This window comes from Stutzerimonas sp. R40042 (assembly GCF_026642215.1).
In the GTDB taxonomy this organism is placed as follows: Bacteria; Pseudomonadota; Gammaproteobacteria; order Pseudomonadales; family Pseudomonadaceae; genus Stutzerimonas; species Stutzerimonas frequens.
The window spans coordinates 1,128,746-1,153,193 of the sequence record NZ_CP113258.1 but is presented as its reverse complement, the minus strand read 5'-3'; the positions used below and the strand labels follow the sequence as shown (position 1 = coordinate 1,153,193).

The window sequence follows — 24,448 nt, the reverse complement described above, 5'->3', positions numbered from 1 at the left end:
CAGCGGTGAACACCCGCCGACGGGAGCATGCACCACGTATACCGATGACTGCGCTACCAGCTTGAAATCACGTTGTTCAGCCTGTTCCACTCGCTACTCCTTCTCCGCATCGGTCGCGCCCTGCTCCAGGCCCAGCCTCCGCCGCACCAGTTCCAGCAACGCCGTGTCCTCGACCGGTTTGGCCAGCACATCATCCACACCCGCCAGAAGAATAGAGTCCTTCGTCCGCGCCGCCTCGGGGCCGGTCAGCGCCACGATCGGCACCTGGCAATCGAGTTCATGCTTGAGGCGTCGAGTCACTTCCGGACCTTCCACCCCCGGCTGATCCATGTCCAGCAGTACCAGATCGAAGGCATCCTCCTGGAAACGCGCAACGGCCTCTTCGGCGCTGGTTGCCGGGACTACCTGCAGCCCCAGCGCGTCGAGCTGGGCCGTCAGCGAATAGATCAGACGCACGTCTTCATCCACCAACAGCACCCTTCGCCCAGGCGCCGCCAACTGCAGCGCAACCACCGGGCTCGGTGCTGCTGAATCGGATTGTGGGCGCAGCACCTGCCCCATGCGCTCGAGCGCTTCGGTCTTGGCCAACGCGGTCGCCGAGTACCGCTGCAGCCGCTTGAGGTCGGCGTCAGAAAGCGGCTCGCGACTGTTCAGCAGCACGGTCACGCCACGCAACGAGCGCACCTGGTCGAGCGCGTCCAGCAAATCCAGACCACTGCCGTCGGCCAGTTCGTTGTCGACCACCAGCACCGGGAAGACCTGCTCGGCATAGGCCAACCTCGCCCCGCCGGCGGTAACGGCGAGCGTGACGCGGTAGCCGAGCCGCTCGAAGTAGTTGCGAATCAGCTCGCGGCGCTGCGAATCGGCCTCCACCAGCAACAGCCGCAACGGGTTGTGCTCATGCCGCGCCAGCTCGGAGAAGATGCGTTCGAGTTCGGCCTGCGCGACCGGCTTGACCAGGTAGCGAGTCCCGTCGTCACGCCAGTCGTTGGGCTGCGGCACACAGGAAATGATCAGCACCGGCAAACCCTGGTGTCGCTCGTCGTTGCGTAGCTCGCGATGGACCTGCCAACCGCTCATGTCCGGCAGCAGGATATCCAGAATCACTGCGGCGAAATGCTCTCGCTGCAGAGCTTCCAGGCCCTGCTGCCCGGTATTGCAGATCAGACTGGTGAAACCATGACTCTGCCCCACCTCGGCCACGACGGATGCGAAGTCGGCGTCGTCCTCGATGATCAACAGCCCCGGACCACGCCCACGACGCTGCGGCTGGCGCGGTAGCTCGGCCTGCGTCGGTGCAGCCGACGCACCAATCGGCAAGCGCACGGTGAAGATGGCTCCGTGGCCCAGTTCGCTCTGCACGCTGACTTCGCCGCCCAGCACCTCCACCAGCTGGCGGGTGATCGCCAAGCCCAGGCCAGTGCCGCCGTAGTGACGGCTGATCGAGCCATCGATCTGCTGGAACGCCTGGAAAATTCGCTCCTGCTGATCCGCGGCGATGCCGATGCCAGTGTCGCGGACCTCGATCTGCAGTTGCTGATCGGCCTCATGAGCGGCACTCGGGCAGCTTACCCGCAGCTCCACCTCGCCCTGCTCGGTGAACTTGAGCGCATTGGTCAGCAGGTTGTGCAACACCTGCCGCAGCCGCGCCCGGTCGGAACTCAGGCTGGACGGCACGTCGGGATCGACGCTGACCTTGAACAGCAGGCCGTTCTGCTCGGCCATCGGCCGCAGTGCCGACTCCAGTTCGCTCAGCAGCTCGCGCAGATTGAACGGCTCCAGCTTCAGCTGCATGCGTCCGGACTCGATCTTGGCCAGATCCAGCACATCGTTGATCAGCTGCAGCAGTTCATGACCGGCACGGTGAATGATGTCGGCATGGCGCACCTGTTTGTCGTTGAGATTGCCCGAGCCATTCTGCCGCAGCTGGTCGCTGAGAATCAGGATGCTGTTGAGCGGGGTACGCAGCTCATGGGACATATTGGCGAGGAACTCGGACTTGTAGCGATTGGCCACTGCCAGCTGGTCCGCCTGCTCGCGTAGCCGGCGCTCGGCGGCCTTGCGATGGCTGATGTCGATGATCACCGCCTGAACCAGTTGCTCGTCGCCGCTGCGCAGCGGTGACAAACCGATCTCCACCGGCAACGCACTGCCATCGCGATGGCGTCCGAACAGCTCGCGATTGCCGCCCATGCGCCGCGGCTCCGGATGCTCGGCGTAACCCTGGCGCAAGCCTCGATGGGCTTCGCGAAGGACTTCCGGCAGCAGCAGCTCGACCGGTTGCCCGAGCAGCTCCTGGCGGGTGTAGCCGAACAACAGCTCCGTCTGGCGATTGACCATGACGATTTCGCCGTGCTCATCAACCAGCACGAACGCGTTGGGCGATGCCTCTACAACGTTACGAAAACGTTCTTCATCACGCTTGCGCGCCTGCAGGTCGAGCAGGTTGAGTACGTAGTACAGGGTCTCGTCGTGACTGAAGCTGGTCAGGCTGACCGCCAACGGGATCGGCCGACCATCGTCGCGCTGACCCTGCAACTCGAGCTGACTGGTTTCGCGCAACTGTCGCAGGATCTGCTCGCCGAGCACGCCCGGCACGTAGCGACTCACCCGTTCGCCGGCCAACAGTTCGGCCGTGCTGCCGAGCAGCAGCCCGGCACTCTGATTGGCCAGCTCGATGCGCCCACTGGCATTGCACAGCAGCGTCGCGACGGGAAGCTGCTCGATGAGCTGGCGAAAGCGCGCTTCCCGTTCCTGCAGCTGCAGACTGAGCGCCTGGCTGCTGCGCAACGCACGTTCGCGCAGATACAGGTAACCGCCGACCAGCAACGAGAACAGAGCCGCCGCGGTGAGGGCCGCCGCCAGGCTGAAGGCCCGGTTGTTGTCGCGCAATACCGCCTCATACTCCGGCGTGCTGGCGACCTGCAATTGCCAGCTGCGGCCATACATGTAGATATTGCGCACCCGCTGGAAGGCCGCATCGTTGCTGACCGGGGCTCGGCCAGCCAGCAACGGCTCGTCCGGATTAGCGGCGTCGAACAACTGCAGCTGCAGCATTCGGCTGCGCGAACCGAGGATGCCTTCCATCAGATCGGTGAGGCGAAACGCACCGTGCAAGGTCCCAACGAAGGCTCGCTGGCGCTCCTCTTCCGTAGTTACCGGAGCGGCCGCAGCGTAGAGCGGAAGGAACAGCAGGACGCCGACCTGTATGTTCTGCTCGGTTTCCTGCTTCAAGCGCAACGGTCCGGTAAGCACCGGGTTACCACTGTTGCGCGTATTGATGATGGCTTCCCTACGGGTGGCCTCGCTGAACAGATCGAAGCCCAGCACCCGTCGGTTTCGCCAGTCGGTGGGATGGATGTAGTCGACGACCACGTACTCGGCTCGCTCACCGGTCGGGTACATGCGGAAGCGTTCACGCCCGCTGGCGCGAATCTGCTCGATCATGTCGTTGATGGTTTCCGGCGTGGCATGCCGGGCCAGCGCCACCGCCTGAATGCCGGGATAGAAGTCCTGCAACTGCAGCTGATCGGCAGCCCGCGCCCAGTCGTCCACCGTCACCAGATCGCTGCCCGCGACGACGCCGGCCAGGCCGCGCAGCACCATCTCGTAAGCGCGCATGCGCTCGCGCAGCGTGTGCTCGATGTCATCGACCGCGAAAGTGAAGCGCTGCTCCTGCTCGACCTTGCTGCGTTGCTCCTGGACATGCCACTGCCAGCCAATCCATCCACCCAGCCCCGCCATCAGGGTCAGAGCGACCAGTAATGGCAGCCAGGACCTGCGGGAATGGAGAGCGGGACGATCATCCATTCGACCTCCTCTGTGCCACTACTGGCGCGCTATCGAATGTCAGATTCGCATAGCGCAGAGAGGTTCCATGGTCGCGAGCGCGAACGGATTGATGGCGTCTGAATAACGACGGCATCGACATCATTGCGATGCCGATGCCTATGGGGCGACCCGTAAGCAGGCCGTGCAAACTCCGCCTGAGCGGGACTCAACCAATCGGCCGCCGGGACCGGCAATTACAACGGACGGAGATTGATCTCGACGCGGCGATTCTGCGCGCGACCAGCTGCAGTGTCGTTGCTCGCGATCGGCTGGCTCGGGCCGGCGCCGTAGGACGAAATGCGCGCAGGGGCGACGCCATTGGCGATCAGGTAGGACGCGACGCTCTGCGCGCGGCGGTTGGACAGGTCCTGGTTGAGCTGCAGCGAGCCGGTGCTGTCGGTATGGCCGACGATATCGACACCGTTCTTGTTGAACTCCTTGAAGACCTGCACCAGCGAGTTCAGGGTGGGGTAGAAGCTGCTGGAAATGTCCGCGGAGTTGCTGGCAAAGGTGATATTGCCCGGCATGATGAGGGTCAGGTTGTCGCCGTTGCGCTGCACCTGAACACCGGTGCCCTGCAGCGTCTGGCGCAGCTTGGCTTCCTGGGTATCGACGTAGTAACCGTAGCCACCGCCCGCCGCACCACCCACCGCGGCGCCGATCAGCGCGCCCTTGGTACGGTCCTTCTTGCTCGAAGTCGCCGCGCCGATGACTGCACCGCTGACCGCACCGATGCCGCCGTAGATACCAGCCTTACCTGCCTGCTGCTCGCCGGTATAGGGATTGGTGGTGCAACCAGCCAGCAGGACGACACCCGCTGCGAGAGCGGTGATGTTCAGCTTTTTCATAGGTACTTCCTTCTCTCGACAGTTACCAGGGCGATCCCGTGCTCATGCGAGCCCAGCCCTGAGTGCGGCGCTAGATTAACACCGACCATGATTAGCGATTGGAACCGTGCAGCAGAACCCGCGCAACGCCCCCTGCCTGCTCAGCCACGGACGAAAGGATTTTCGCGCATCTCGTCGCCCAGCCGGGTGTCCGGACCGTGGCCCGTCACCACCGTGGCCTCCTCATCAAGCTTGTAGAGCCGCTGCCTGATGGAGCGCTCGATCGCCGCGTAGTCGCCGCCCCACAGGTCGGTCCGCCCGATACCGCGGCGGAACAGGGTGTCACCGGCGATCAGCAGCTTGGCGTCGGCGAACCAAAAGCTCATCGAGCCCGGCGTATGCCCGGGTGTATGCAACGCCACGCCGCAGCCGCAGGCCAGCTCCTCGTCATCGGCCAGCCACCGATCGGGCGCCGGCACTGGCGTATAGGGCACGCCGAACAGGCGGCACTGCATCTCCAGGTTGTCCCAGAGAAACTGATCGGCCTTGTGCAGATGCAGCGTCGCGCCGGTGCGCTCCTTCATCTTGCCGGATGCAAGAAAGTGATCCAGATGCGCATGGGTATGGATGATGCTGACCACCTTCAGACCATGAGCATCCAGCCGCGCCATGATCAGCTCAGGATCGCCGCCTGGGTCGACGACGATGGCCTTCTTGCTCAGCGGGTCGCCAATGATGGTGCAGTTGCACTGCAACGGGCCGACGGGAAAGGTTTCGCGGATCAAGGTGGGTCCAGTGTCAGTCATGACATCCTCAAGCAGGGCAAGGTTAATCGCGGCGCTGGCGCAGTAAGCAACAGATTGCCGCCTGCGTGGACGACAGGCAATCACGCGGGCCGCCTGTGACCTGGCGGGCAATTTTCCCGCTGCGATGGAGTCACTACATAGACGCGCATGAGGCGCGCCGCAAAAGGGAACCTGATCGTTATGCATGATTTGCAGGCAATCATCGACGGCCTGCCCGGTATTTACCTGATCGTGGCGGCAGACGCCGATTACACCATGGTTGCCTGTAGTGATGAGCGACTGCGCATCACTATGACTCGCCGCGAGGACGTAATCGACAAGCCGCTATTCGAGGTGTTCAGCGACCAGCAACCGGACGACCCGAACTCGGGCGCCGCGACGTTGCGACGTTCACTGCAACAGGTAATCGCCACCGGGCAGCCCCAGCGCCTGACCCAGGTGCGCTACGCGATTCGGCGCCCCGATTCCAGCGGCGGTAGTTTCGAGGAACGCTTCTGGAACGTGGTCAACGCTCCGGTGAAGGATGCCGCAGGGCAAGTGCGCTATATCATCCACCGGGTCGAGGATGTCACAGCACAACGGCACGCCCAGGAGCTGGCTCGCGCACAGCTGCAGGAAAGCGACGAACGCCTGAATGCCGCATTGCTGGTATCAAGCACCGGAACCTTCTACTGGCAACTCGCGAGCCAGCGAATCGACATGGATGCCGCCATGCTGCGCCTGGTGGGTATGGAAGGCTTCGGCGAGATCTACCTGAGCGACCTACTCGAGCGCGTGCATCAGCAGGATCGCGAACGCTTGGTGCTCCTCGGCGAACGCTGCGCCATCGACGGCGATGACTTCGAGATGCACTTTCGCGTGCTGCTACCGGCCCTCGGTGAGCGCTGGCTGTTCGGTCGGGCGATGAACGTGAGCGACCAGGCCGGACAGCCTTCCTACCTGGTCGGCGCGTGCATTGACGTCACCGACCACAAGCGCACCGAACTGGCCCTGCAGCGGCTCAACGACACCTTGGAAAGTCGTGTCGAAGAAGCCATCGCCGCCCGCGCCGCCGCCGAATCGGCCCTGCACCAGGCGCAGAAGATGGAGGCGGTAGGCCAGCTCACCAGCGGCCTCGCCCATGACTTCAACAACCTGCTGGGTGGCATCGTCGGCGCGCTGGGCCTTCTCGGCCGGCGCCTGGAACAGGGGCGTCATGACGAGCTGCGCCGCCATCTCGACAGTGCGCTGAGTTCCGCTGACCGGGCGGCAGCGCTTACTCACCGGTTGCTGGCATTCTCCCGGCGTCAGCCGTTGCATCTTCGCCCGACCGATGCCAACGCGCTGGTCGATGGCATGCGCGAATTGCTGCAGCGAACCATCGGCCCGCTGGTGACCTTCGACCTGGCATTGGCGCACGACCTCTGGCTGACCCAGTGCGATGCCAATCAATTGGAGAATGTACTGTTGAACCTGGCGCTCAATGCGCGAGACGCCATGCCCGACGGCGGCCGCCTGGGCATCAGGACCGCTAACCAGACACTCGATGAATCAACTGCCGCGCGCCTGGGCATGACTGCAGACGACTACGTGGTGTTGAGCGTGGAAGACACGGGCAGCGGTATCGCCCCGGAAAAGCTGCCCTACGTTTTCGACCCCTTCTTCACCACCAAGCCGCTGGGCGCCGGTACCGGGCTCGGCCTGTCGATGGTCTACGGTTTCGCCCGCCAATCGGGAGGCAGCGCCCAGATCGACAGCACACCCGGACAGGGCACCTCGGTCTGCCTGTATCTGCCGCGCTACAGTGGCGCGCTGGGCGAGCAGACGGAGCAGAGGGCTCCGCGGCAGCTGCCGAGCGGCATAGCTGGCCGACGGGTGCTGGTGGTGGATGACGAGGACAGTATCCGCACGCTGGTCTGCGAGGTGCTGGAGGAAATGGGCCACCGGACGTTGCAGGCGGCCAATGGCGTCACCGCCCTCGACCTGCTGGCGGAGGCCGGTTCGATAGACCTGCTGATTACCGATATCGGTCTGCCTGGCGGCATGAACGGCCACCAGTTCGCCGAGCAGGCGCGCCGGCAGCTGCCCGACCTGAAGGTGCTGATGATCACTGGTTACGCCGAGCAGGCGCAGTTCGCCGAGCAGCCCTCGGCGCCAGCGCAGGAGGTGCTTGGCAAACCCTTCACGCTGGATGCCTTGCAGACGCGGGTGCAGACGCTGTTGGAGTCCACCCCCGCCTAGCCGAACGCCTCCGCGCGAAGCCTATTGCGCACTCTCCTCCTGCCAGCGGGCGATTTCGCTGCGGATGCGCTTCTTGTCCAGCTTGCCGACGCTGGTCTTGGGAATCTCGCTCACCACGGCGATCTGCTGGGGAATCGCCCACTTGTTGATATGCCCTTCGGTGACCGCCGGTTCGAGGAAGGCGCGCAGCTGCTCGGCATTCAACTCGCGGCCTTTGGCCAGTACCACCAGCGCAAACGGCCGTTCGCCCCAGCGCTCGTCCGGCACACCGACCACGGCCACGTCACGCACCGCCTCGTGGCGGCTGATCAACCCCTCGAGCGTCAGTGACGACAACCACTCGCCGCCGGTCTTGATCACGTCCTTGATGCGGTCACGGATCTCGATATTGGCCATCTCGTCGATCACCGCGACGTCGCCGGTGTGCAGCCAGCCGCCGGCCCAGAGCTCTTCACTCTTTTCCGGCTCGTTGTAGTAGCCCTGGGTCAGCCAAGGTGCACGCAGCACCAGCTCGCCCTGAGAAGTGCCGTCCGCCGGCAGGAAGCTGCCATCGGCGGCCTGGATCGCCGCATCGACCAGCACCACCGGTACGCCGGCCTTGAGGTGGAAGGTGCTGCGGGTGTCCTCGTCGGCCTCGAGCAACTCGTCGTTGATGTGCGCTCCTGAAATCAGCGGGCAGGTCTCGGACATGCCGTAGGCCGCGATCAGGTTCATGCCGCGGGCCTTGGCCTGGTCGTACAGGCCCCGGGTCAGCGCGCTGCCGCCGATGGTGATCTTCCAGCCCTTGAAGTCGGTGCCCTGGGCCGCCTTGGCGTTGAGCAGCATCTGCACGATGGTCGGCACACAATGGGAGAAGGTCACCTGCTCGCGATGCCAGAGGTCGATCAGATACTCGGGGTCGTAGCGGCCCGGATAGACCTGTTTGAGGCCGAGCATGGTGGCGACGTAGGGCAAACCCCAGGCATGCACGTGGAACATCGGCGTGATCGGCATGTAGACGTCGTCCGAGCCCATCAGCCGCGGGTTCTCCCGACAGCCGACGGTCACCGCCGCGGCCAGGGTGTGCAGCACCAGCTGACGATGGGTGAAATACACGCCCTTGGGATTGCCGGTGGTGCCCGTGGTGTAGAAGGTCGTGGCGACCGAGTCCTCGTCGAAGTCCGGAAAGTCATAGCTCGGCGCAGCGGCGGCCAGCAGGCTTTCGTATTCGCCGACGCAATCCGGCAGGCCTACGTCGTGCGCGTCGCCATCGGTGAGCAGCAGTGTCTTCTGCACGGTGGTCAGCTGCCCGGCGATCGCCTGGTACAGCGGCACGAACTCGCTGTTGACCAGTACGAAACGGTCGTCGGCGTGGTTCATGGTGTAGAGGATCTGATCCGGTGAAAGCCGCACGTTGATGGTGTGCACCACCGCGCCGATCATCGGGATGGCGAACATGCATTCGAGGTAGCGGTGGCTGTCCCAGTCCATCACCGCCACCGTATCGCCCGGCTTGACCCCGGCCGCAGTCAGCACGTTGGCCAGCCGCGCGACCCGTTCGTTGAGGGTGCGGTAGTCGTAACGCAGCTGGTCGCGGTAGACGATTTCCCGGCTGCGCTCGTAGCGCACGCCGGACAGCAGCAGGCGCTTGATCAGCAGGGGATACTGGTAGGCGTTCGCCGCGGGCTTGATGACACGGGTCTGCAGCATGGGGGGCATCCTGTTCTTGTTGGACTTGTACGCTGCACTCTAGAGCGTCGCCCCCCGGGCAAAATCAGTCCAAAGGATTATTTTCCCCACACCTCGTTTCAGCGTGTTAACCGATTTCGCTCAGGGCCAGGCGAGCACCAAGGCCGATCAGCACCGCCCCCGTCAGCCGATCGAACCAGTGGCCCATGCGCGCAAAGCCAGCACGCACGCGGCCTCGACTGAACAGCCAGGCCACCAGCAGGAACCACAGCGCGGTCGCGCCGGCGAGATAGACGCCGTAGCCGGCCTGCACCAGCAGCGGCGTATCGGGGCTGATCACGACGGTGAATAGCGAGAGGAAGAACAGCGTGGCCTTGGGATTCAGACCATTGGTGACGAAGCCGATCACGAACGCCCGCCACGCGCTTCGCGCCACCGCTGCGTTCGCCCCGTCGATTGCCTCCAGGCTCATCGGCCGCGCCCGCAGCGCTCGCCAGCCGAGGTACACCAGATAAGCGGCCGCAAGCCACTTGAAGAGGTTGAACAGCACAATCGACTGCGAGACGATCAGGCCGATGCCGAGCAGGGAATAGGCGACATGGACGAATATTCCGCAGCCGACTCCCAGCGCGGTCCAGCTACCCGCACGCCGACCCTGCGCCACGCTTTCGCGCACCACCACCGCGAAATCCGGGCCGGGGCTCGCCACCGCGAGCAGATGCACCAGCGCCACGGTCATAAACTCCATCCAGTACACAATCCGCTCTCCACGCTTAAGCCGGGCTAGACATTGTCGTCCAGCCCCGGCGACTTCGAAAGGTACAGTTGATGCCCATTCGCGCCGTTTTCCTCGACCTCTCCCCGCTCGACCAGGGCGATCTCGACCTCGCCCCGCTGCGCAGCGCCTTCGACGAGCTGGTCTGCCACGACCTGAGCTCGCCGGAACAGATCGTCGAGCGTCTGCGCGGCGCCCAGGTGGCCATCGTCAACAAGGTGGCGCTTGATGCAGAGACGCTCGCCGCCTGCCCGGAACTCAAGCTGATCCTCGTCTCGGCCACCGGCGTCAACAACATCGACCTGCAGGCCGCCCGCGACCGCGGCATCGTCGTCAGCAATTGCCAGGCCTACGGCACGCCCACTGTTGCCCAGCACACCCTGATGCTGCTGCTGGCCCTGGCCACGCGGCTGCCCGACTACCAGGCCGCCGTCGCCCGCGGCCGCTGGCAGGAAAGCGGACAGTTCTGCCTGCTCGACTTCCCCATCGTCGAGCTCGAAGGCAAGACCCTCGGCCTGCTTGGGCATGGCGAGTTGGGCAGCGCCGTGGCGAAGCTCGCCGAAGCCCTGGGCATGCGCGTGCTGGTCGGCAACCTACCGGGACGGCCGAAGCGCCCGGATCGCCTCGACCTGGACGAGCTGCTGCCGCAGGTCGATGCGCTGACCCTGCACTGCCCGCTGACCGAACAGACGCGCAATCTCATCGGTGCCCGCGAGCTGCAGTTGATGAAGCCGAGCGCCTTCCTGATCAACGCCGCCCGTGGCGGTCTGGTGGACGAACAGGCATTGGCCGATGCGCTGCGCCGCGGCCACCTGAGTGGCGCCGCCACCGACGTGCTGACCAGCGAGCCGCCACGCGACGACAACCCGTTGCTCGCCCCGGACCTGCCGCGCCTGATCATCACGCCGCACAGCGCCTGGGGCAGCCGCGAGGCACGCCAGCGCATCGTCGGCCAGCTGGCCGAGAACGCCACGGCCTTCTTCGCCGGCAGCCCACTCCGCCAGGTCAATTGAGCCGGCAACTACGGCTTGCGAGAGAAGCCACCGCGCCCCTAAGCTTCCGGCCTTTTTCAGGGAGACCCCAATGGACCCGCGAAGCGAAGTGCTGCTGCGTCAGGCCGAGCTGTTCGGCGGCCGGGTATTGCTCGCTGGCCTGCCGGCCGACGATCTGCTGGGGCAGCTGGCGGGCGCCACCGCCTGGAGCTGGCACGCTGGCGAACAGCAGCAGCTGGACAAGCGCTTCGGCGGGCGCTGCAGCTTCGGCGTCGCCCCGCCGCAGGGGGCGTTCGACACGGCCGTGCTGTTCTTGCCGAAGTCCCGCGAGCTGACCGACTACCTGTTGCAGGCCCTGGCGGCACGTTTGTCCGGCCGACCGCTGTACCTGGTGGGCGAGAAGCGCGGCGGCATCGAGCGTGCCGCCAAGCAGCTGGCCGGCTTCGGCCGCGCGCGCAAGCTCGACAGTGCCCGCCATTGTCAGCTCTGGCAGGTCGAGGTCGAGCAGGCGCCCGCCGCGCCGGATCTTGATGCGCTGGCCAGCCGTTTTACCCTGCAACTGGCTGACGGGCCGCTCGAGGTGGTCAGCCTGCCCGGCGTGTTCAGCCATGGCCGCCTGGATCTGGGCAGCGCCCTGTTGCTCGAGCACCTCGACGACCTTCCCGGCGGCCGACTGCTGGATTTCGGCTGCGGTGCCGGCGTTCTCGGCGCCACGCTGAAACGCCGTTATCCGCAAAGCGAGCTGGTGCTGCTGGACGTCGACGCCTTCGCCGTCGAGAGCAGTCGCCGGACGCTCGCAGCCAACGGGCTCGAAGCTGAAGTCATTGCCGGCGATGGCATCGGCGCCGCGCCTCGGCAACTGGCTGCGATCGTCAGTAACCCGCCGTTCCATCAGGGCGTGCACACCAGCTACCGGGCCAGCGAGACGCTGATCGAACGCGCCGCCGAGCACCTGGTCAGCGATGGCGAGCTGCGGCTGGTGGCCAACGCGTTCCTCAGGTATCCCCCCCTGATCGAGCAGCATCTTGGCCCCTGCCACACGCTCGCCGAGCGCGACGGCTTCCGTATCTACCGCGCCGTGCGGCCCTGATGCCCGCGACCGGCGGTTGCACCGACCGGCCGGTTGCGGCAAACTCGCCGCCGTCCTTGGGGGAGTAGTCTCCGACGAGCGCCCTGCTCGTCCGGCATGCGTCAACATACTTGGTCCGCAGACCATGGCGCATGCGACCGGCCAGCGCGTAACGATACGCCAGGCCAGGTTTGACAAGACCCATGACATGTACACCTGACCCGGGCGGGCAGGCTGCGCATGTCATGGTGAATCTGTCGACCCGCCCTAAAGGAATGCCGCTTGGAATCGTTTTTCGCCCCCACCCTGATCGTTGCGCTCGCCGAAATCGGCGACAAGACGCAGTTGCTCGCACTGCTGCTGGCCGCGCGTTACCGGCGACCCTGGCCGATCATCTGGGGCATCGTCGTCGCCACCTTGGCCAACCATGCCGCCGCCGGTGCGGTCGGCAGCTGGGTATCGAGCCTGCTCTCGCCGGTAGCGCTGAGCTGGATACTGGCGGCCAGCTTCGCCGCCGTGGCGCTATGGACGCTGGTGCCGGACAAACTCGATGACGACGACGCCAAGCTGGGCCGCCCCTACGGCCCCTTCGTCGCGACAACGATCGCCTTCTTCATTGCCGAGATGGGCGACAAGACCCAGGTTGCGACGGTGATGCTCGCCGCGCAGTATCCGGAATTCGTGCTGGTCATCCTCGGCACCACGGTCGGCATGCTGCTGGCCAACGTTCCGGTGGTACTGGCCAGCCACTTCGCCGCCGACCGGCTGCCGCTGACGCTGATCCGCCGGGTCGCCGCCGCCGGCTTTGCCGCACTGGCGCTGTACGCCGGCTATCAGGCGCTGACCATGAGCACGATTGTCTCAGGCTGATACCCAGCGCAAATCTGCGCAACCGGGGAGCTGATAGAGTGCGCTACCGCAGCGCACATCAGCGCCCCGAGGAGATCAGGCTGAATGTCAGCGGATGGACGCAAGAAACGAGTCTGCAACCATATCGATCTGAGCTGGAACAAGGGCCGTCTGGCCCTTTCCGAACAGATGCAGAGCAAGTATTTCGCCTACAAGGGCTCATTCATTGGCCAGCCGCTGAACAGCGCAGGCTTCGCCGAGCTCGTGCGTAGTGTGCGTAGCGCCATGCCGGACCTGGAAGTGGTGGTGGACGAGTGCATCTGCGAGGGCCACAAGGTGGTCACCTCGAGCACGGTGATGGGAACACTGGCGACTCCGCTGTTCGGCTATTCGGCCACCGACAAGATCCTCGCTATCGCCGCGATGAGCGTCTGGACGCTCAATCCGGCCGGAGATATCGAGGAAATTCACACGTTGATCGATCTTGAAGGCGTGCACCAACAGCTGGGTATCGAAACACCTCTCTCGACGCTGCTGTCGCCGACCTGAGCGGGCGGCGAGCAGCGTCGCCTCGGTCAGCGGCCGCTGCGGGCCTGCTCGTAGAGCGGCATCACTTTCGGAATATTGGCACGCAGCGCCGCGGTGCGAGTCGCCGAGGAAGGGTGGGTGCTCATGAACTCAGGCGGAGCCGAACCACCGGCCGAGGCCATTTTTTCCCACAGCGTGATCGCCGCGTTCGGGTTGTAACCGGCACGGGCGGCCAGTTCCAGACCGATCAGGTCCGCTTCGTTCTCGTTGCCGCGGCTGTTGGGCAGCGTCATCAGGTACTCGACGCCCATGTTCGCCAGCTGCAGGCCACCCGTACCGACACCCATGGCCGAACCCAACTGAGTCGCCATCTGCACGCCGTATGCCTTGGACATGGCTTCGCGGCCGTGCTCACGCAATGCGTGGGCGATCTCGTGGCCCATCACCGCCGCGATTTCGTCGTCGGTGAGTTTCAGCTTTTCGATCAGGCCGGTGTAGAAGATGATCTTGCCGCCCGGGCCGCAGTTGGCGTTGAGCTCCGGGCTGTCGATGACGTTGACCTGCCAGTCCCATTGCGTGGCATCGGGACGGAACACTCCGACCTTGGCGATCAGCCGCTGGGCAATGCCGTTGACCCGCTTGGCGATTGCACTGTTCTTCTCCAGCACGCCCTTGCTCGACGCCGCACTGAGCGTCTCCTGGTAGGACTGGGCATACATCTGGTTGACCTGCTCGGTCGACAGCATGCTGAACATGTACTGCTTGCGGTCGACGCCTACGGCGCCGCCGCTGGTGGTGTTGACGGCCTGACAGCCCGCCAGCACGACAGCAGCGGCCAACAGCGACAATCTGTGCGGCTTGAACATCGAGTTTCTCCGGAAAACCTGCGCCGTATCCTAGGGTCTGTTCCCGTTTCGTCGCAAGCCACGTTGCTGCGCCAAATGGCGCCAGGCAAGGCGCGGGACGCAGGTAATGGTGGTTCCCTTGCCAAGTCCCGCAACGCCGCATGGCGCCATTTGCCGCGCAACCCGCAGGGCCGGGCCGTTTTTTGCGCGATGCGGCGTTACTTGTCGCTTATTTGGAATGACCAAACTTCGCTCCTCGTGCCTTGCCTCGCGCAAAAAACGGCTCCGGCGCGGCCGCGTACGAAACGGGAACAGACCCTATCGCGGGCCCACCTGTCAGGCAACCGAACGTGCCGCTGCAGTTGTCGCAAATCCGGCCGATAGCCTGCCTATCCGCTGCGCAATTGGAGTTCCGCACATGTTCCGATCCATCCAGACCGCCTTTGCCGCGCTGGCCGGCGCCTGCACCCTGGCCGTGATCGCCGCACTTCTGCTATATGCCATGGTTTCCGGCATACGCAGCCAGGCGCTGGTCGAGGAGCGGACCCGCTCGCTGATCGACGGCATGGTCGAGCAGCGCGTCACTGCGCTCGCCCAGACCCAGGTCAGCCGGATCCAGGCGCAATTGCAGGCACCTCTGCAGATCGCCACGAGCCTCGCGCGGGTGCACACACTCACCGCGCTGACCGGCGACGACGGCATGCCGATGGCCAATCTCCGGCGCGAGGAACTGATCAACCTCGCGCGCCAGACTCTGATCGAGAATCCCGAGCTGACCAGCACCTATATCGCCTGGGAGCCCAACGGCGTGGATGCCAACGACCTGATGTATCGCGGCGACGAGCCGGGCATGGTCGACGGTCGCTTCGCCAGTTGGGTATACCGCGACGGCAACGGCGAGCTGTTGGTCGACCGCCTCACCGATATCGAAGACACCCGACTGCTGGATACCGGCGTACGTGCCGGCGAGTACTACCTGTGCCCGCGCGAGCAACTCAAACCGTGCGTCGGCGATCCCGCGCCCTATGAGATGAATGGCAAAACGTCGCTACTGTCTTCGTTCAACGCGCCGATCATCGTCGACGGCAAATTCCATGGCATCGTCGGCGCGGACATCAGCGTCGACTTCATCCAGCAACTGCTGAGCAATGCCAATGCACAGCTCTATGGCGGTGTTGGGCAGATCGCGCTGATCTCGAACAACGGCCGCCTGGCCGCCTACAGCAGCGACAAGAGCCTGATCGGCAAGCCGGCAGCACAGATCCTCGACGCCGAGGAGCAGGCGCTCGTCCAGCGCTTGCCGGCCGGCCAGACCCATTATCAGATCGATCAGGCGAATGGCCACGTCGCATTGTTCCTGCCTTTCTCCTTTGACGGCACCGACGCCCGCTGGGTACTGATGCTGCAGCTACCGATTGCCGAAGTCATGAAGGACCTGGAACAGCTCATGGCGGCGCTCGGCGAGGAAAGCCGCAGCAGCCTGGCCACCATGCTGGTCATCGGCATGCTGATCGGCCTTGCCGGCCTGCTGGCAATCTGGCTGGTCAGCCGGCGTATCACCCGTCCGCTGCGCGAGATGGTGGTGATGCTGGACAACATCGGCCAGGGCGAAGGCGACCTGACCCAGCGCCTGCATATCGACAGTCGCAACGAGCTGGGCCAGATCGCTACCGGTTTCAACACGTTCCTGACACGCCTGCAGGGCATGATCGGCGAGGTGGTCGGCTCGGTGCAGAAGGTCAGCGACGCTTCCGAGCACACCGCCGACATCGCTATCCGTACCGACAAGGGGGTGCAGACGCAACTGGCGGAAATCGAGCTGGTGGCCACCGCTGTGCACGAAATGACCGCAACGGCTCAGGACGTGGCGCGCAACGCGACCCAGGCGGCCGAAGCGGCGGGCAATGCTGACCGCGCCGCGAATCAGGGCCGGCATATCGTCCAGGACACCGGCTCGACCATCGCCGAACTGGCCGACGAGATCGGCCGTGCAGTGGAGGTGGTGCAGACGCTGGCTCGCGACAGCGAAAATATCGACGCCATTCTGGTCACCATTCGCAGCATCGCCGAGCAGACCAATCTGCTGGCCTTGAACGCCGCGATCGAGGCGGCGCGTGCTGGCGAGCAGGGCCGCGGCTTCGCCGTCGTGGCCGACGAAGTCCGCAACCTCGCGCAGAAGACGCAGCAGGCGACCGGCGAGATTCAGCAGATGATCCAGCAGCTGCAGAACGGCACCCGGGACGTGGTGCAGGTGATGGAGCAGAGTCAGAACCGCACCCAGCGCAGCGTCGAGCAGGCCGATGCGGCTGCCGAAGCGCTGCAGGCAATCACCCAGGCGGTCTCGCTGATCAACGACATGAACAACCAGATCGCCAGCGCCGCCGAGGAACAGAGCGCCGTGGCCGAGGACATCAACCGCAACGTCACCAACATCGGTCAGGTCGCACAGGAGGTCGCCGGTGGCGCCGAGGAAGCCAGCCAGGCCAGCGCCGGCCTGACACGTCTGGCCGAGCAGCAGCGCCGCCTGATCAATCAGTTCAGGGTCTGACCGGAGCTGTCGGCAGGACCGGGCAGCCAGGCGGATGTCTCAAGCGGGGGTGAGGCATTCTGGAGAATCGAGGCGCGGGTCGTTGACCAGCGTCGCCAGCGGCCGCTCGCGCAGCGTCGGGGCTGGTTGCAGCAACAATTGCTGAAGCGTTTCGGGAGGGGTGGCGGGATCGAGCCACGCCGCCTGCCCCGCCTCGTCGAGGATCAGCGGCCGGCGCAGCGTGGCCGCCGGCTGGGTCACGACAGCAGCACTGAGATAGGTGTGCCCCTGCACCGGATAGGCTTCCCAGAGCGCGGCGAAATAGGCGAGCGAGCCTTCGCAGGTCACCCAATAGGGGCGCTTGCGCGCCGAGCCGCGCCATTCATAGAAGCCGTTGGCTGGCAGCAACCCGCGGCGCAGGCGAAACGCCTCGCGGAACATCGGCTGCTCGCTGATGGTTTCCGCCCGCGCCTGGGCCGGCGTGCGCGTCAGATCGGTAAGCCAGGCCGGCGTCAGCCCCCAGCGCACGCGGCTGAGCTGCAGCTGCGCATCGACCTGGCGCAACAGCAGCACCGAAGCGCCAGGCGCGAGGCTCCAGTGCGGTTGCTGATCGGAGGGGAAACCGGGCAACGCAGCGAAGTCCTGGCTCCAGCGGAAAAGGGCATAGCGACCGCACATAAAAAGACTCGTCAGCAGATCAGTTCGCCGGGGTAACTCTCCGGTTCATCGCCCGGCAACGGCTCGGCGCCATTGTACGCAGCGATCAGCTGACGTGCCCGCTCGGCATCCTCATCCGCGACCATCAGCCCCAGCAGCCCGGCCGCCGGCAGTTCGCCCATGGCGCCGATCAGATGACTGCCCGCCAGGAATGCCTCGATGCCCTCGGCAACCAACATGCCGCTGAGCATTTCCGCCTCCAGCAGATCGCGCGGCTCGTAGATACGCCGCATCATTCGTCCTCCCCACGGGTTTCCAGCTGCCACTGCTCGCCGTCCGTATGCAGATCGAAGACGATCGGCCGGCAGCACACGGCGCAGTCCTCAATGTACTGCTGATCGCCCGCGCTGAGATCGAGAACGGCCTCGACCGGCTCGCCGCAATAAGGGCAATGAAAGAGCTGTGTTTCCAGCATCAGTCCTCCGCGTGACTTGTCGCTATAATCGCCGTCTTTAAAGGTCGCTGATTCGAACCTTTAAGAAGACCGACTCGGTGTGTCCCGCAATTGGGCACCCTGGGCCGCACGCAGGGTTTCACAGGCATGCGGCGAAACGGCCGTTTACTCGATGAGTATGAGCCAGCCGGCTCCGGTCCGTTCCGCGAATTGCCTGCGCACCCGTTGCAGGCCCGTTCCTCGTTTCCTTTACAGAGAGCATGATGGACGAATTCGAAGCCATCCGACCCTACGCCGACGCCGAAGTACCGCTGGTCATGGCGCGACTGTTCGCCGATCGCGAGTTTCTCGACATTCTGGCGCACTTCCGTTTCCCGCGGCTGGCCGACAGCCTGGGCTGGCTGATCAAGCCGGTCATCTCGCAGCGGTTGCGCAAACAGTTCGCCAGCATCCATACGGTGGATGCCCTGCAGCACAAGATCGAGGCCTACATCGACCGCACCATCGAGCGTGCCACCGACGGCGTCACCTTCTCAGGGCTCGAGCAGCTGCAGAAAGGCCGAGCCTATCTGTTCCTGGCCAATCACCGCGACATCGTCATGGACCCGGCCTTCGTCAACTATGCGGTCTATCAGGCCGGCATCCGCACTCCGCGTATCGCCATCGGCGACAACCTGCTGCAGCGCCCCTTCGTCAGCGACCTGATGCGCCTGAACAAGAGCTTCATCGTGCGCCGCTCGATCACCGGCCGCCGCGAGAAGCTGGCCGCCTACCAGGTGCTTTCGGCATACATCAACCACTCGATCCGCAACGACGGCGAGTCGGTCTGGATCGCCCAGGCCGAAGGCCGCGCCAAGGACGGTGACGACCGCACCGACTCAGCCATCCTCAAGATGCTGCACATGAGTCGCAAGGACGAAGCCTTCGCCGAAGCACTGGCGGCGCTGCGCCCGGTGCCGGTGTCGATCAGCTACGAATACGACCCCTGCGACCAAGCCAAGGCCCGCGAGCTGTACATCCGCGCCACCACCGGGACCTACAGCAAGGCGCCAGGCGAGGATGACGCGAGCATCGCCCTGGGTATCACCGGCTATAAAGGCCGGGTGCACATCGCCTTCGGCACGCCAATGGAAAGCGTGCCCGAGGACGCCAAGCAGATGGCCCTGGTGGTGGATCGGCAGATTCTCGGCAGCTACCGGCTGTTCCCGGTGCACTACCTGGCCTACCGCCTGTGGGACGAGCAGGACCCGGAAATCCAGGTGCCCAGCGCCGCCGAGCTATTCAGCCCCGAGGAAGTCGAGCGCGCCGAGGCCGAATGGAGCAAACGCCTGGCCGCCTGCCCGAGCGTGCAGCAGCCGTACCTGATCCAGCAGTACGCGACACCGGTGCGCAACCAGTATCGCCTGCTGGCGGGCATGGAACCCTGAGCGGTTGACGCGGCCCGCCGTGCATCGCCAGCAGGCACGCTCCGAGCGCGACGCTCAGAGCATCCGCGAGGCCATGGAGAGGCCGAGGGCGAGCGCCAGAGCGCCCGCACCGAAGCGGTAGAAGGCCTGATTGATCCGAGCGGTCGAAGCCGCGCGGGCCGGCAGCGTAGAGGAGCCGACCGCGGCCTGAGCCGCCCGAGAACTGGCCCGCGCGATCCGCCGCTGGGTCGCGACCAGCAGCCAACCGCCGCAAAGGGCGCACACCAGAGCTAGCGCATTGAGAAGCAACGCCGGAGCCAGGATCAGCTCGGACTGCGCGTAAAACATCATTGGAATTCCTCGGATTGCACTTCGTCTGGCCGATGCCAGGCAGCCGCCCAGTGTACTTGTGCCGAGCCGCTTCGCCACATAAGTCCGACGGGATGGCTAATCTTCGAGGCATTATCACTCCAGGTTATGGCGCCATGTTCACCGGTCGGCCTTGACTTATGACCGGCCCCACCTTCACCCTCGGCATACCTCGAAACGGCGAAATAGAGCGTGTGCGGGGGTCGACGGCGACAGCCATTGGCATCACCCGGAGTCGCTGCCGGCACACATCGCTACGCCGATCACTTGGTGCCGGCTTTGGCTGCGCCACGGGGAATCAGTATTCAGAAAACAGGACGAAATAATGAAAACAACAGTGTTCACAACCGGAGCGTTAACCCTTTCGCTGCTGGCCAGTAGCGCCATGGCTGCGGTATCCGAGTCCGAGGCGGCGCGCCTGGGCAACGAGCTGACCCCGGTCGGTGCAGAGAAGGCCGGCAATGCGGCAGGCACCATTCCGGCCTGGACCGGCGGTCTGGCACAGGACGCCGCTCCGGTCACGCCCGATGGCTTCGTCGGCGATCCCTACGCCAGCGACAAGCCGAAGTTCACCATCACCGCGCAGAACTACGAGCAGTACAAGGACAACCTGACGCCCGGGCAGATCGCGATGCTCAAGCGCTACCCGAACAGCTACCGTCTGCCGGTCTATGAGACCCGCCGCAGCGCCGCGATGCCGCAGCACGTTTACGACGCCGCCGCTCGCAACGCCACGCAGACCAAACTGGTCCGCGGCGGCAACGGCCTGGAGAACTTCGACAAGGCGATTGCCTTCCCGATTCCTCAGGACGGCCTGGAAGTAGCCTGGAACCACATCACCCGTTATCGCGGCGGCTCCGCACGCCGGGTCGTGGCACAAGCCACGCCGCAGGTCAACGGCAGCTTCAGCCTGGTCAAGTTCGTCGATGAGGTGGTCTACACCGATACCCTCACCGACTACAACCCAGAGAAGCATGGCAACGTGCTGTTCTACTTCAAGCAGCAGGTCACCGAGCCCTCCCGCCTCGCCGGCAACGTGCTGTTGGTGCACGAAACCCTGGACCAGGTGAAGGAGCCGCGCATGGCCTGGATCTACAATGCCGGCCAGCGCCGTGTGCGCCGCGCCCCGCAGGTCGCCTATGACGGCCCGGGCACTGCAGCCGACGGCCTGCGCACTTCCGACAACCTGGACATGTTCAACGGTGCGCCGGACCGCTACGACTGGAAACTGATCGGCAAGAAGGAGCTGTACATCCCCTACAACTCCTATCGCCTGGACTCGCCCGAGCTGAAGTACGAAGACATCGTCAAGGCCGGCCATATCAACCAGGATCTGACCCGCTACGAGCTGCACCGCGTATGGGAAGTGGAAGCGACCCTCAAGGCGGGCGAGCGCCATATCTATGCCAAGCGCCACTTCTTCATCGACGAGGACACCTGGCAGGCCGCGGTCGTCGATCACTACGATGGTCGCAACCAGCTCTGGCGCGTCGCCGAGGCGCACAGCCTGCATTTCTACAACGTACAGGTCCCGCTGTACTCCATGGAGACCCTCTACGATCTCATCTCGGGCCGCTATCTGGTCATGGGCATGAAGAACGAAGAGAAGAACCCCTACACCTATAACTACAAGGCCAACTCCAACCAGTACACCCCGGCCGCTCTGCGCAACTCCGGCGTACGCTGATACAGCCTGGTCGCCACTGACGCCCCGCCTCGTGCGGGGCGTCGTCGTTATTACCCATGCAAAAGAAAACCCCGCCGCGGACAGCCGCGGCGGGGTTCGGAGAGGCTTGCGGTATTGCGCGCAGGCTTACTCAGCCAGCAGACGACCGATGTTGTCGTCGCGGAACACCCGAGTCAGCGCGTCGCTCAAGACGTCACTGACCAGCTTGGTGTTGGTCTGCTCGTTGGGCGCCATGCCGAAGCGCTGATTCAACGAGGCCCCATAACGGCCGTTGTAGCGCTTGCCGGCATTCTGCACCTCGACCTTCAGCGTCGCGCCGATGTTGGCCTCGGTGACGTACAGCCCCTCTTTCGGCGACTGATACTTAAGCTCGGCCAAGGTCAGCGTCAGCTGCGGTGCGTTATAGGCGTTCGGCGATGGCGTGAAACCGAGCAGCCGCACGGCGGCTTCGGTCTGGGCCTGCAGCTTGGGGATGACCTTGGCACTCGGCACGATCACCGCGCTGGTTTCCGGATACAGGCCGCCACGAGTGCCGAGGGTCGGCGATGGGCGCGCATCGACCACCCGTACGACCACGGGCTGCCCCTGGCCAACGGGATTGATGGTGCCGTTGAGTTTGGGGTTCGGGTCGAGCTGCTGCGGGCTGTGGGCACAACCGACCAGACTCATTCCAAGAACGGTGACAAGACCGAACAACAGGCGTTGCAGCATGCTGTTTTCTCCAGGGTTAGGGGCGATGAATGCGGCGCAGTATACCCACCGGCACGACGCGCCGACAGTGATGCGATTCAGACCGGCGGCGCCACTGCCGCGTTCCTTTTCACGCAGTTGTCACAGGGCTTTGCGATAACGACGAGACGCCAATCACCATGAGTGCAGACCATCATGCGACAGCTGATTTCCCTATTGCGCCGCCGCCCCGCTCGCCACTTCGCGCTGCTGGATGAACATGGCCGCTGCCGCATGCTGCTCAGCAGTGCCTGCAAGCCCGCGGGCGCCGCCTGGATCGAGGTGGAGGAAGTTCGCCTGAGCTGGATTGGCCAGCCGCTTCCCGCCGAGAGCCTGCGCGCGGCGTGATGCGCAGGTAAAACCGGAGGCACAAAAAAGCCCCGTACGTTCGGTACGGGGCTTTTTTCGCTTCAGCGCAGCTGGTCAGTAGGTCAGGCCGAGGCGCTTGTCCGCCATCTGGCTGATCTCACGATAGGCTGCCGCGTCGTTCTGCAGCATGGCTTCGCGTGCCGGGAACATTTCCTGCAGCTTGCTCGACCAGGCCTGCGAGCGGTACTGCTCGGGGAAGCAGCGCTCGAGCAGATCGAGCATGATGGACACAGTCACCGAAGCACCCGGCGATGCGCCGAGCAGCGCGGCGATGGTGCCGTCCTTCGCTGCGACCAGTTCGGTGCCGAACTGCAGAATGCCGCCCTTCTTCGGGTCCTTCTTGATGATCTGCACGCGCTGGCCGGCAATCTCCAGGCGCCAGTCTTCGGCCTTGGCCTCGGGATAGAAGCCGCGCAGCGTTTCCAGGCGATCCTCCATGGACTGCATCACTTCCTTGATCAGGTAGCGGGTCAGGTCCATGTTGTCGCGCGCCACGGCCATCATCGGGCCAATGTTGCTCGGACGAATCGACAGCGGCAGGTCCATGAACGAACCGCGCTTGAGGAACTTGGTGGTAAAGCCGGCATAGGGTCCGAACAGCAGGGACTTCTTGCCGTCGACGACGCGGGTATCGAGGTGCGGCACCGACATCGGCGGCGCGCCGACCGCGGCCAGGCTGTAGACCTTGGCCTGGTGCTGCTTGACGATTTCCTGGTTGTCGCAGCGCAGCCACTGGCCGCTGACCGGGAAGCCGCCGAAGCCCTTGCCTTCCTCGATACCGGACATCTGCAGCAGCGGCAGCGCAGCGCCGCCAGCACCCAGGAAAACGAAGCCGGCCTGCACCTGGCGCGAGTCGCCGGTGCGGGTGTTCTTGATGTCGACCTTCCAGCCGCTGGCCGTACGATCGAGGCCAGTGACCTTCTGGTTGTAGGACACCTTGACGCCACCGCTGCGCGACAGATAGCCAAGCAGTTGGCTGGTCACCGCACCGAAGTTGACGTCGGTGCCGTTCATGGCGCGTGTTGCGGCGATCGGCTCGCTCGGATCGCGGCCCGGCATCATCAGCGGCATCCACTCGGCCAGAGTCGCGCGATCCTCGCTGTACTCCATGTCCGCGAAGGCGTGATGGGTCTTCAGCGCATCGAAGCGACGCTTGAGATAGTCGATGTTCTTGCTGCCGCGCACGAAGCTCAGGTGCGGAACAGGATTGATGAAATCGCGCGGGGAGCCGAAGCCTTCGCGGTCGGCCAGGTAGGCCCAGAACTGCTTGGAGACCTCGAACTGCGTGTTGATCAGCACGGCCTTCTTGATGTCGATCGTGCCGTCTTTGCTGTCAGGGGTGTAGTTCAGCTCGCAAAGGCCCGCGTGGCCGGTACCCGCGTTGTTCCACGGGTTGGAGCTTTCGATGGCTCCGGATTCCTGCAGCTCGACGATTTCCAGCTTGATATTGGGATCGAGTTCCTTGAGCAGTACCGCCAGGGTCGCGCTCATGATGCCGGCTCCCACCAGCACCATATCCACTGCTTCGCTATCGTGTTGCGTCATCAACGCGTTCTCCAGAATCACAGCATTAAACTGTCGAGACCGCAGTACGCGGCCCCGTAAAACCCACCAGCCAGACGGTCAGGAACGGAGCATGTGCCTGGACCGCTGCTCGGGAACATGTGCCCGAGAACAGGCAGCCACAGGCTGCCTGCCAGCTGTCGGAAGGGCGGCTTTTGGCCTCCTTCCTCTCGCTGCCGTCCCTCCGGAGCGGGCCTTACCCAATGCTCAACGGCGGACGCGGCGAGAAAAAACGATTGCGAATCTGTTGCCGAGCCTGATCGTCGTCGCGCTTCGT

At 64.5% G+C, this 24,448-nt stretch carries 21 protein-coding genes and 1 riboswitch; of the genes, 9 read left to right on the top strand and 12 right to left on the bottom strand.

Annotated features, from left to right (window positions below; all coding sequences use genetic code 11):
- Positions 1-93: 93 nt before the first annotated feature.
- From OUY36_RS05395 to OUY36_RS05385, 3 genes are all read right to left on the bottom strand, one after another.
- Positions 94-3,810 (bottom strand): CHASE domain-containing protein, encoded by a 3,717-nt coding sequence (locus OUY36_RS05395; RefSeq protein ID WP_152480929.1) that lies wholly within the window; start codon positions 3,808-3,810, stop codon positions 94-96.
- Between the two features lie 215 nt (positions 3,811-4,025).
- On the bottom strand, positions 4,026-4,679 hold the full coding sequence (locus tag OUY36_RS05390; protein WP_063544575.1) for an OmpA family protein: 654 nt from the start codon (positions 4,677-4,679) through the stop codon (positions 4,026-4,028).
- A 140-nt stretch (positions 4,680-4,819) separates the two neighbouring features.
- On the bottom strand, positions 4,820-5,464 hold the full coding sequence (locus OUY36_RS05385) for an MBL fold metallo-hydrolase (protein WP_102840624.1): 645 nt from the start codon (positions 5,462-5,464) through the stop codon (positions 4,820-4,822).
- A 180-nt stretch (positions 5,465-5,644) separates the two neighbouring features.
- On the opposite strand from OUY36_RS05385, the gene OUY36_RS05380 reads away from it, so the two are divergent.
- Positions 5,645-7,684 (top strand): ATP-binding protein, encoded by a 2,040-nt coding sequence (locus OUY36_RS05380; RefSeq protein WP_152480928.1) that lies wholly within the window; start codon positions 5,645-5,647, stop codon positions 7,682-7,684.
- A gap of 21 nt (positions 7,685-7,705) precedes the next feature.
- On the opposite strand, the gene OUY36_RS05375 is transcribed toward OUY36_RS05380, so the two are convergent.
- Positions 7,706-9,373: a fatty acid--CoA ligase gene (locus tag OUY36_RS05375; RefSeq protein WP_230725175.1), complete on the bottom strand. Its 1,668-nt coding sequence runs from the start codon at positions 9,371-9,373 to the stop codon at positions 7,706-7,708.
- A 106-nt stretch (positions 9,374-9,479) separates the two neighbouring features.
- Positions 9,480-10,109, bottom strand: coding sequence for a LysE family transporter (locus OUY36_RS05370; protein ID WP_125868309.1), 630 nt, complete (start codon positions 10,107-10,109; stop codon positions 9,480-9,482).
- A 71-nt stretch (positions 10,110-10,180) separates the two neighbouring features.
- Here OUY36_RS05370 and OUY36_RS05365 point away from each other — a divergent pair, with 71 nt between their 5' ends.
- From OUY36_RS05365 to OUY36_RS05350, 4 genes are all read left to right on the top strand, one after another.
- Positions 10,181-11,140 (top strand): 2-hydroxyacid dehydrogenase, encoded by a 960-nt coding sequence (locus OUY36_RS05365; protein WP_230725177.1) that lies wholly within the window; start codon positions 10,181-10,183, stop codon positions 11,138-11,140.
- A 70-nt stretch (positions 11,141-11,210) separates the two neighbouring features.
- Entirely contained in the window at positions 11,211-12,209 is a 999-nt protein-coding gene (locus tag OUY36_RS05360) for a class I SAM-dependent methyltransferase (RefSeq protein WP_267937071.1), read from the top strand.
- A gap of 54 nt (positions 12,210-12,263) precedes the next feature.
- A riboswitch (yybP-ykoY riboswitch) is annotated at positions 12,264-12,380 on the top strand.
- A 90-nt stretch (positions 12,381-12,470) separates the two neighbouring features.
- Positions 12,471-13,058 carry a TMEM165/GDT1 family protein gene (locus OUY36_RS05355; RefSeq protein ID WP_267937069.1) on the top strand — a complete coding sequence of 196 codons (588 nt, stop codon included), beginning with the start codon at positions 12,471-12,473 and terminating at the stop codon, positions 13,056-13,058.
- A gap of 84 nt (positions 13,059-13,142) precedes the next feature.
- On the top strand, positions 13,143-13,586 hold the full coding sequence (locus OUY36_RS05350) for an ester cyclase (RefSeq protein WP_063544561.1): 444 nt from the start codon (positions 13,143-13,145) through the stop codon (positions 13,584-13,586).
- A 26-nt stretch (positions 13,587-13,612) separates the two neighbouring features.
- Here OUY36_RS05350 and OUY36_RS05345 read toward each other — a convergent pair whose 3' ends face one another.
- Entirely contained in the window at positions 13,613-14,431 is an 819-nt protein-coding gene (locus OUY36_RS05345) for a M48 family metallopeptidase (RefSeq protein WP_063544559.1), read from the bottom strand.
- A 397-nt stretch (positions 14,432-14,828) separates the two neighbouring features.
- On the opposite strand from OUY36_RS05345, the gene OUY36_RS05340 reads away from it, so the two are divergent.
- Complete coding sequence (locus OUY36_RS05340) at positions 14,829-16,958, top strand: methyl-accepting chemotaxis protein (RefSeq protein WP_156244378.1); 2,130 nt, start codon at positions 14,829-14,831, stop codon at positions 16,956-16,958.
- A 39-nt stretch (positions 16,959-16,997) separates the two neighbouring features.
- On the opposite strand, the gene OUY36_RS05335 is transcribed toward OUY36_RS05340, so the two are convergent.
- Genes OUY36_RS05335 through OUY36_RS05325 form a run of 3 tightly spaced genes read right to left on the bottom strand, consistent with a single transcriptional unit; the run spans position 16,998 to position 18,069 of the window.
- Positions 16,998-17,615 carry an SOS response-associated peptidase gene (locus tag OUY36_RS05335; protein ID WP_267937066.1) on the bottom strand — a complete coding sequence of 206 codons (618 nt, stop codon included), beginning with the start codon at positions 17,613-17,615 and terminating at the stop codon, positions 16,998-17,000.
- 11 nt (positions 17,616-17,626) lie between these two features.
- Positions 17,627-17,887, bottom strand: coding sequence for a putative signal transducing protein (locus OUY36_RS05330; protein WP_063544553.1), 261 nt, complete (start codon positions 17,885-17,887; stop codon positions 17,627-17,629).
- The gene (locus OUY36_RS05325) at positions 17,887-18,069 is read right to left on the bottom strand and encodes a CPXCG motif-containing cysteine-rich protein (protein WP_063544551.1); all 183 of its coding nucleotides are present in this window, start codon (positions 18,067-18,069) and stop codon (positions 17,887-17,889) included. Before OUY36_RS05325 ends, OUY36_RS05330 begins: the two co-directional genes overlap by 1 nt.
- Before the next feature lie 239 nt (positions 18,070-18,308).
- Between OUY36_RS05325 and OUY36_RS05320 the strand changes: the two genes are divergently transcribed.
- The gene (locus tag OUY36_RS05320) at positions 18,309-19,475 is read left to right on the top strand and encodes a 1-acyl-sn-glycerol-3-phosphate acyltransferase (RefSeq protein WP_063544549.1); all 1,167 of its coding nucleotides are present in this window, start codon (positions 18,309-18,311) and stop codon (positions 19,473-19,475) included.
- 54 nt (positions 19,476-19,529) lie between these two features.
- On the opposite strand, the gene OUY36_RS05315 is transcribed toward OUY36_RS05320, so the two are convergent.
- Complete coding sequence (locus OUY36_RS05315) at positions 19,530-19,805, bottom strand: hypothetical protein (RefSeq protein ID WP_267937063.1); 276 nt, start codon at positions 19,803-19,805, stop codon at positions 19,530-19,532.
- Positions 19,806-20,148: 343 nt separating this feature from the next.
- On the opposite strand from OUY36_RS05315, the gene OUY36_RS05310 reads away from it, so the two are divergent.
- Positions 20,149-21,510 (top strand): DUF1329 domain-containing protein, encoded by a 1,362-nt coding sequence (locus tag OUY36_RS05310; RefSeq protein WP_267937060.1) that lies wholly within the window; start codon positions 20,149-20,151, stop codon positions 21,508-21,510.
- A 126-nt stretch (positions 21,511-21,636) separates the two neighbouring features.
- Here the strand turns inward: OUY36_RS05310 and OUY36_RS05305 are convergent, their stop codons facing one another.
- On the bottom strand, positions 21,637-22,221 hold the full coding sequence (locus OUY36_RS05305; protein ID WP_063544543.1) for a YajG family lipoprotein: 585 nt from the start codon (positions 22,219-22,221) through the stop codon (positions 21,637-21,639).
- 174 nt (positions 22,222-22,395) lie between these two features.
- On the opposite strand from OUY36_RS05305, the gene OUY36_RS05300 reads away from it, so the two are divergent.
- Positions 22,396-22,587, top strand: a complete 192-nt coding sequence (locus OUY36_RS05300) for a hypothetical protein (RefSeq protein WP_125870865.1) — start codon at positions 22,396-22,398, stop codon at positions 22,585-22,587.
- Positions 22,588-22,662: 75 nt separating this feature from the next.
- On the opposite strand, the gene mqo is transcribed toward OUY36_RS05300, so the two are convergent.
- The gene (gene mqo / locus OUY36_RS05295; protein ID WP_267937056.1) at positions 22,663-24,153 is read right to left on the bottom strand and encodes a malate dehydrogenase (quinone); all 1,491 of its coding nucleotides are present in this window, start codon (positions 24,151-24,153) and stop codon (positions 22,663-22,665) included.
- Positions 24,154-24,448 lie beyond the last annotated feature (295 nt).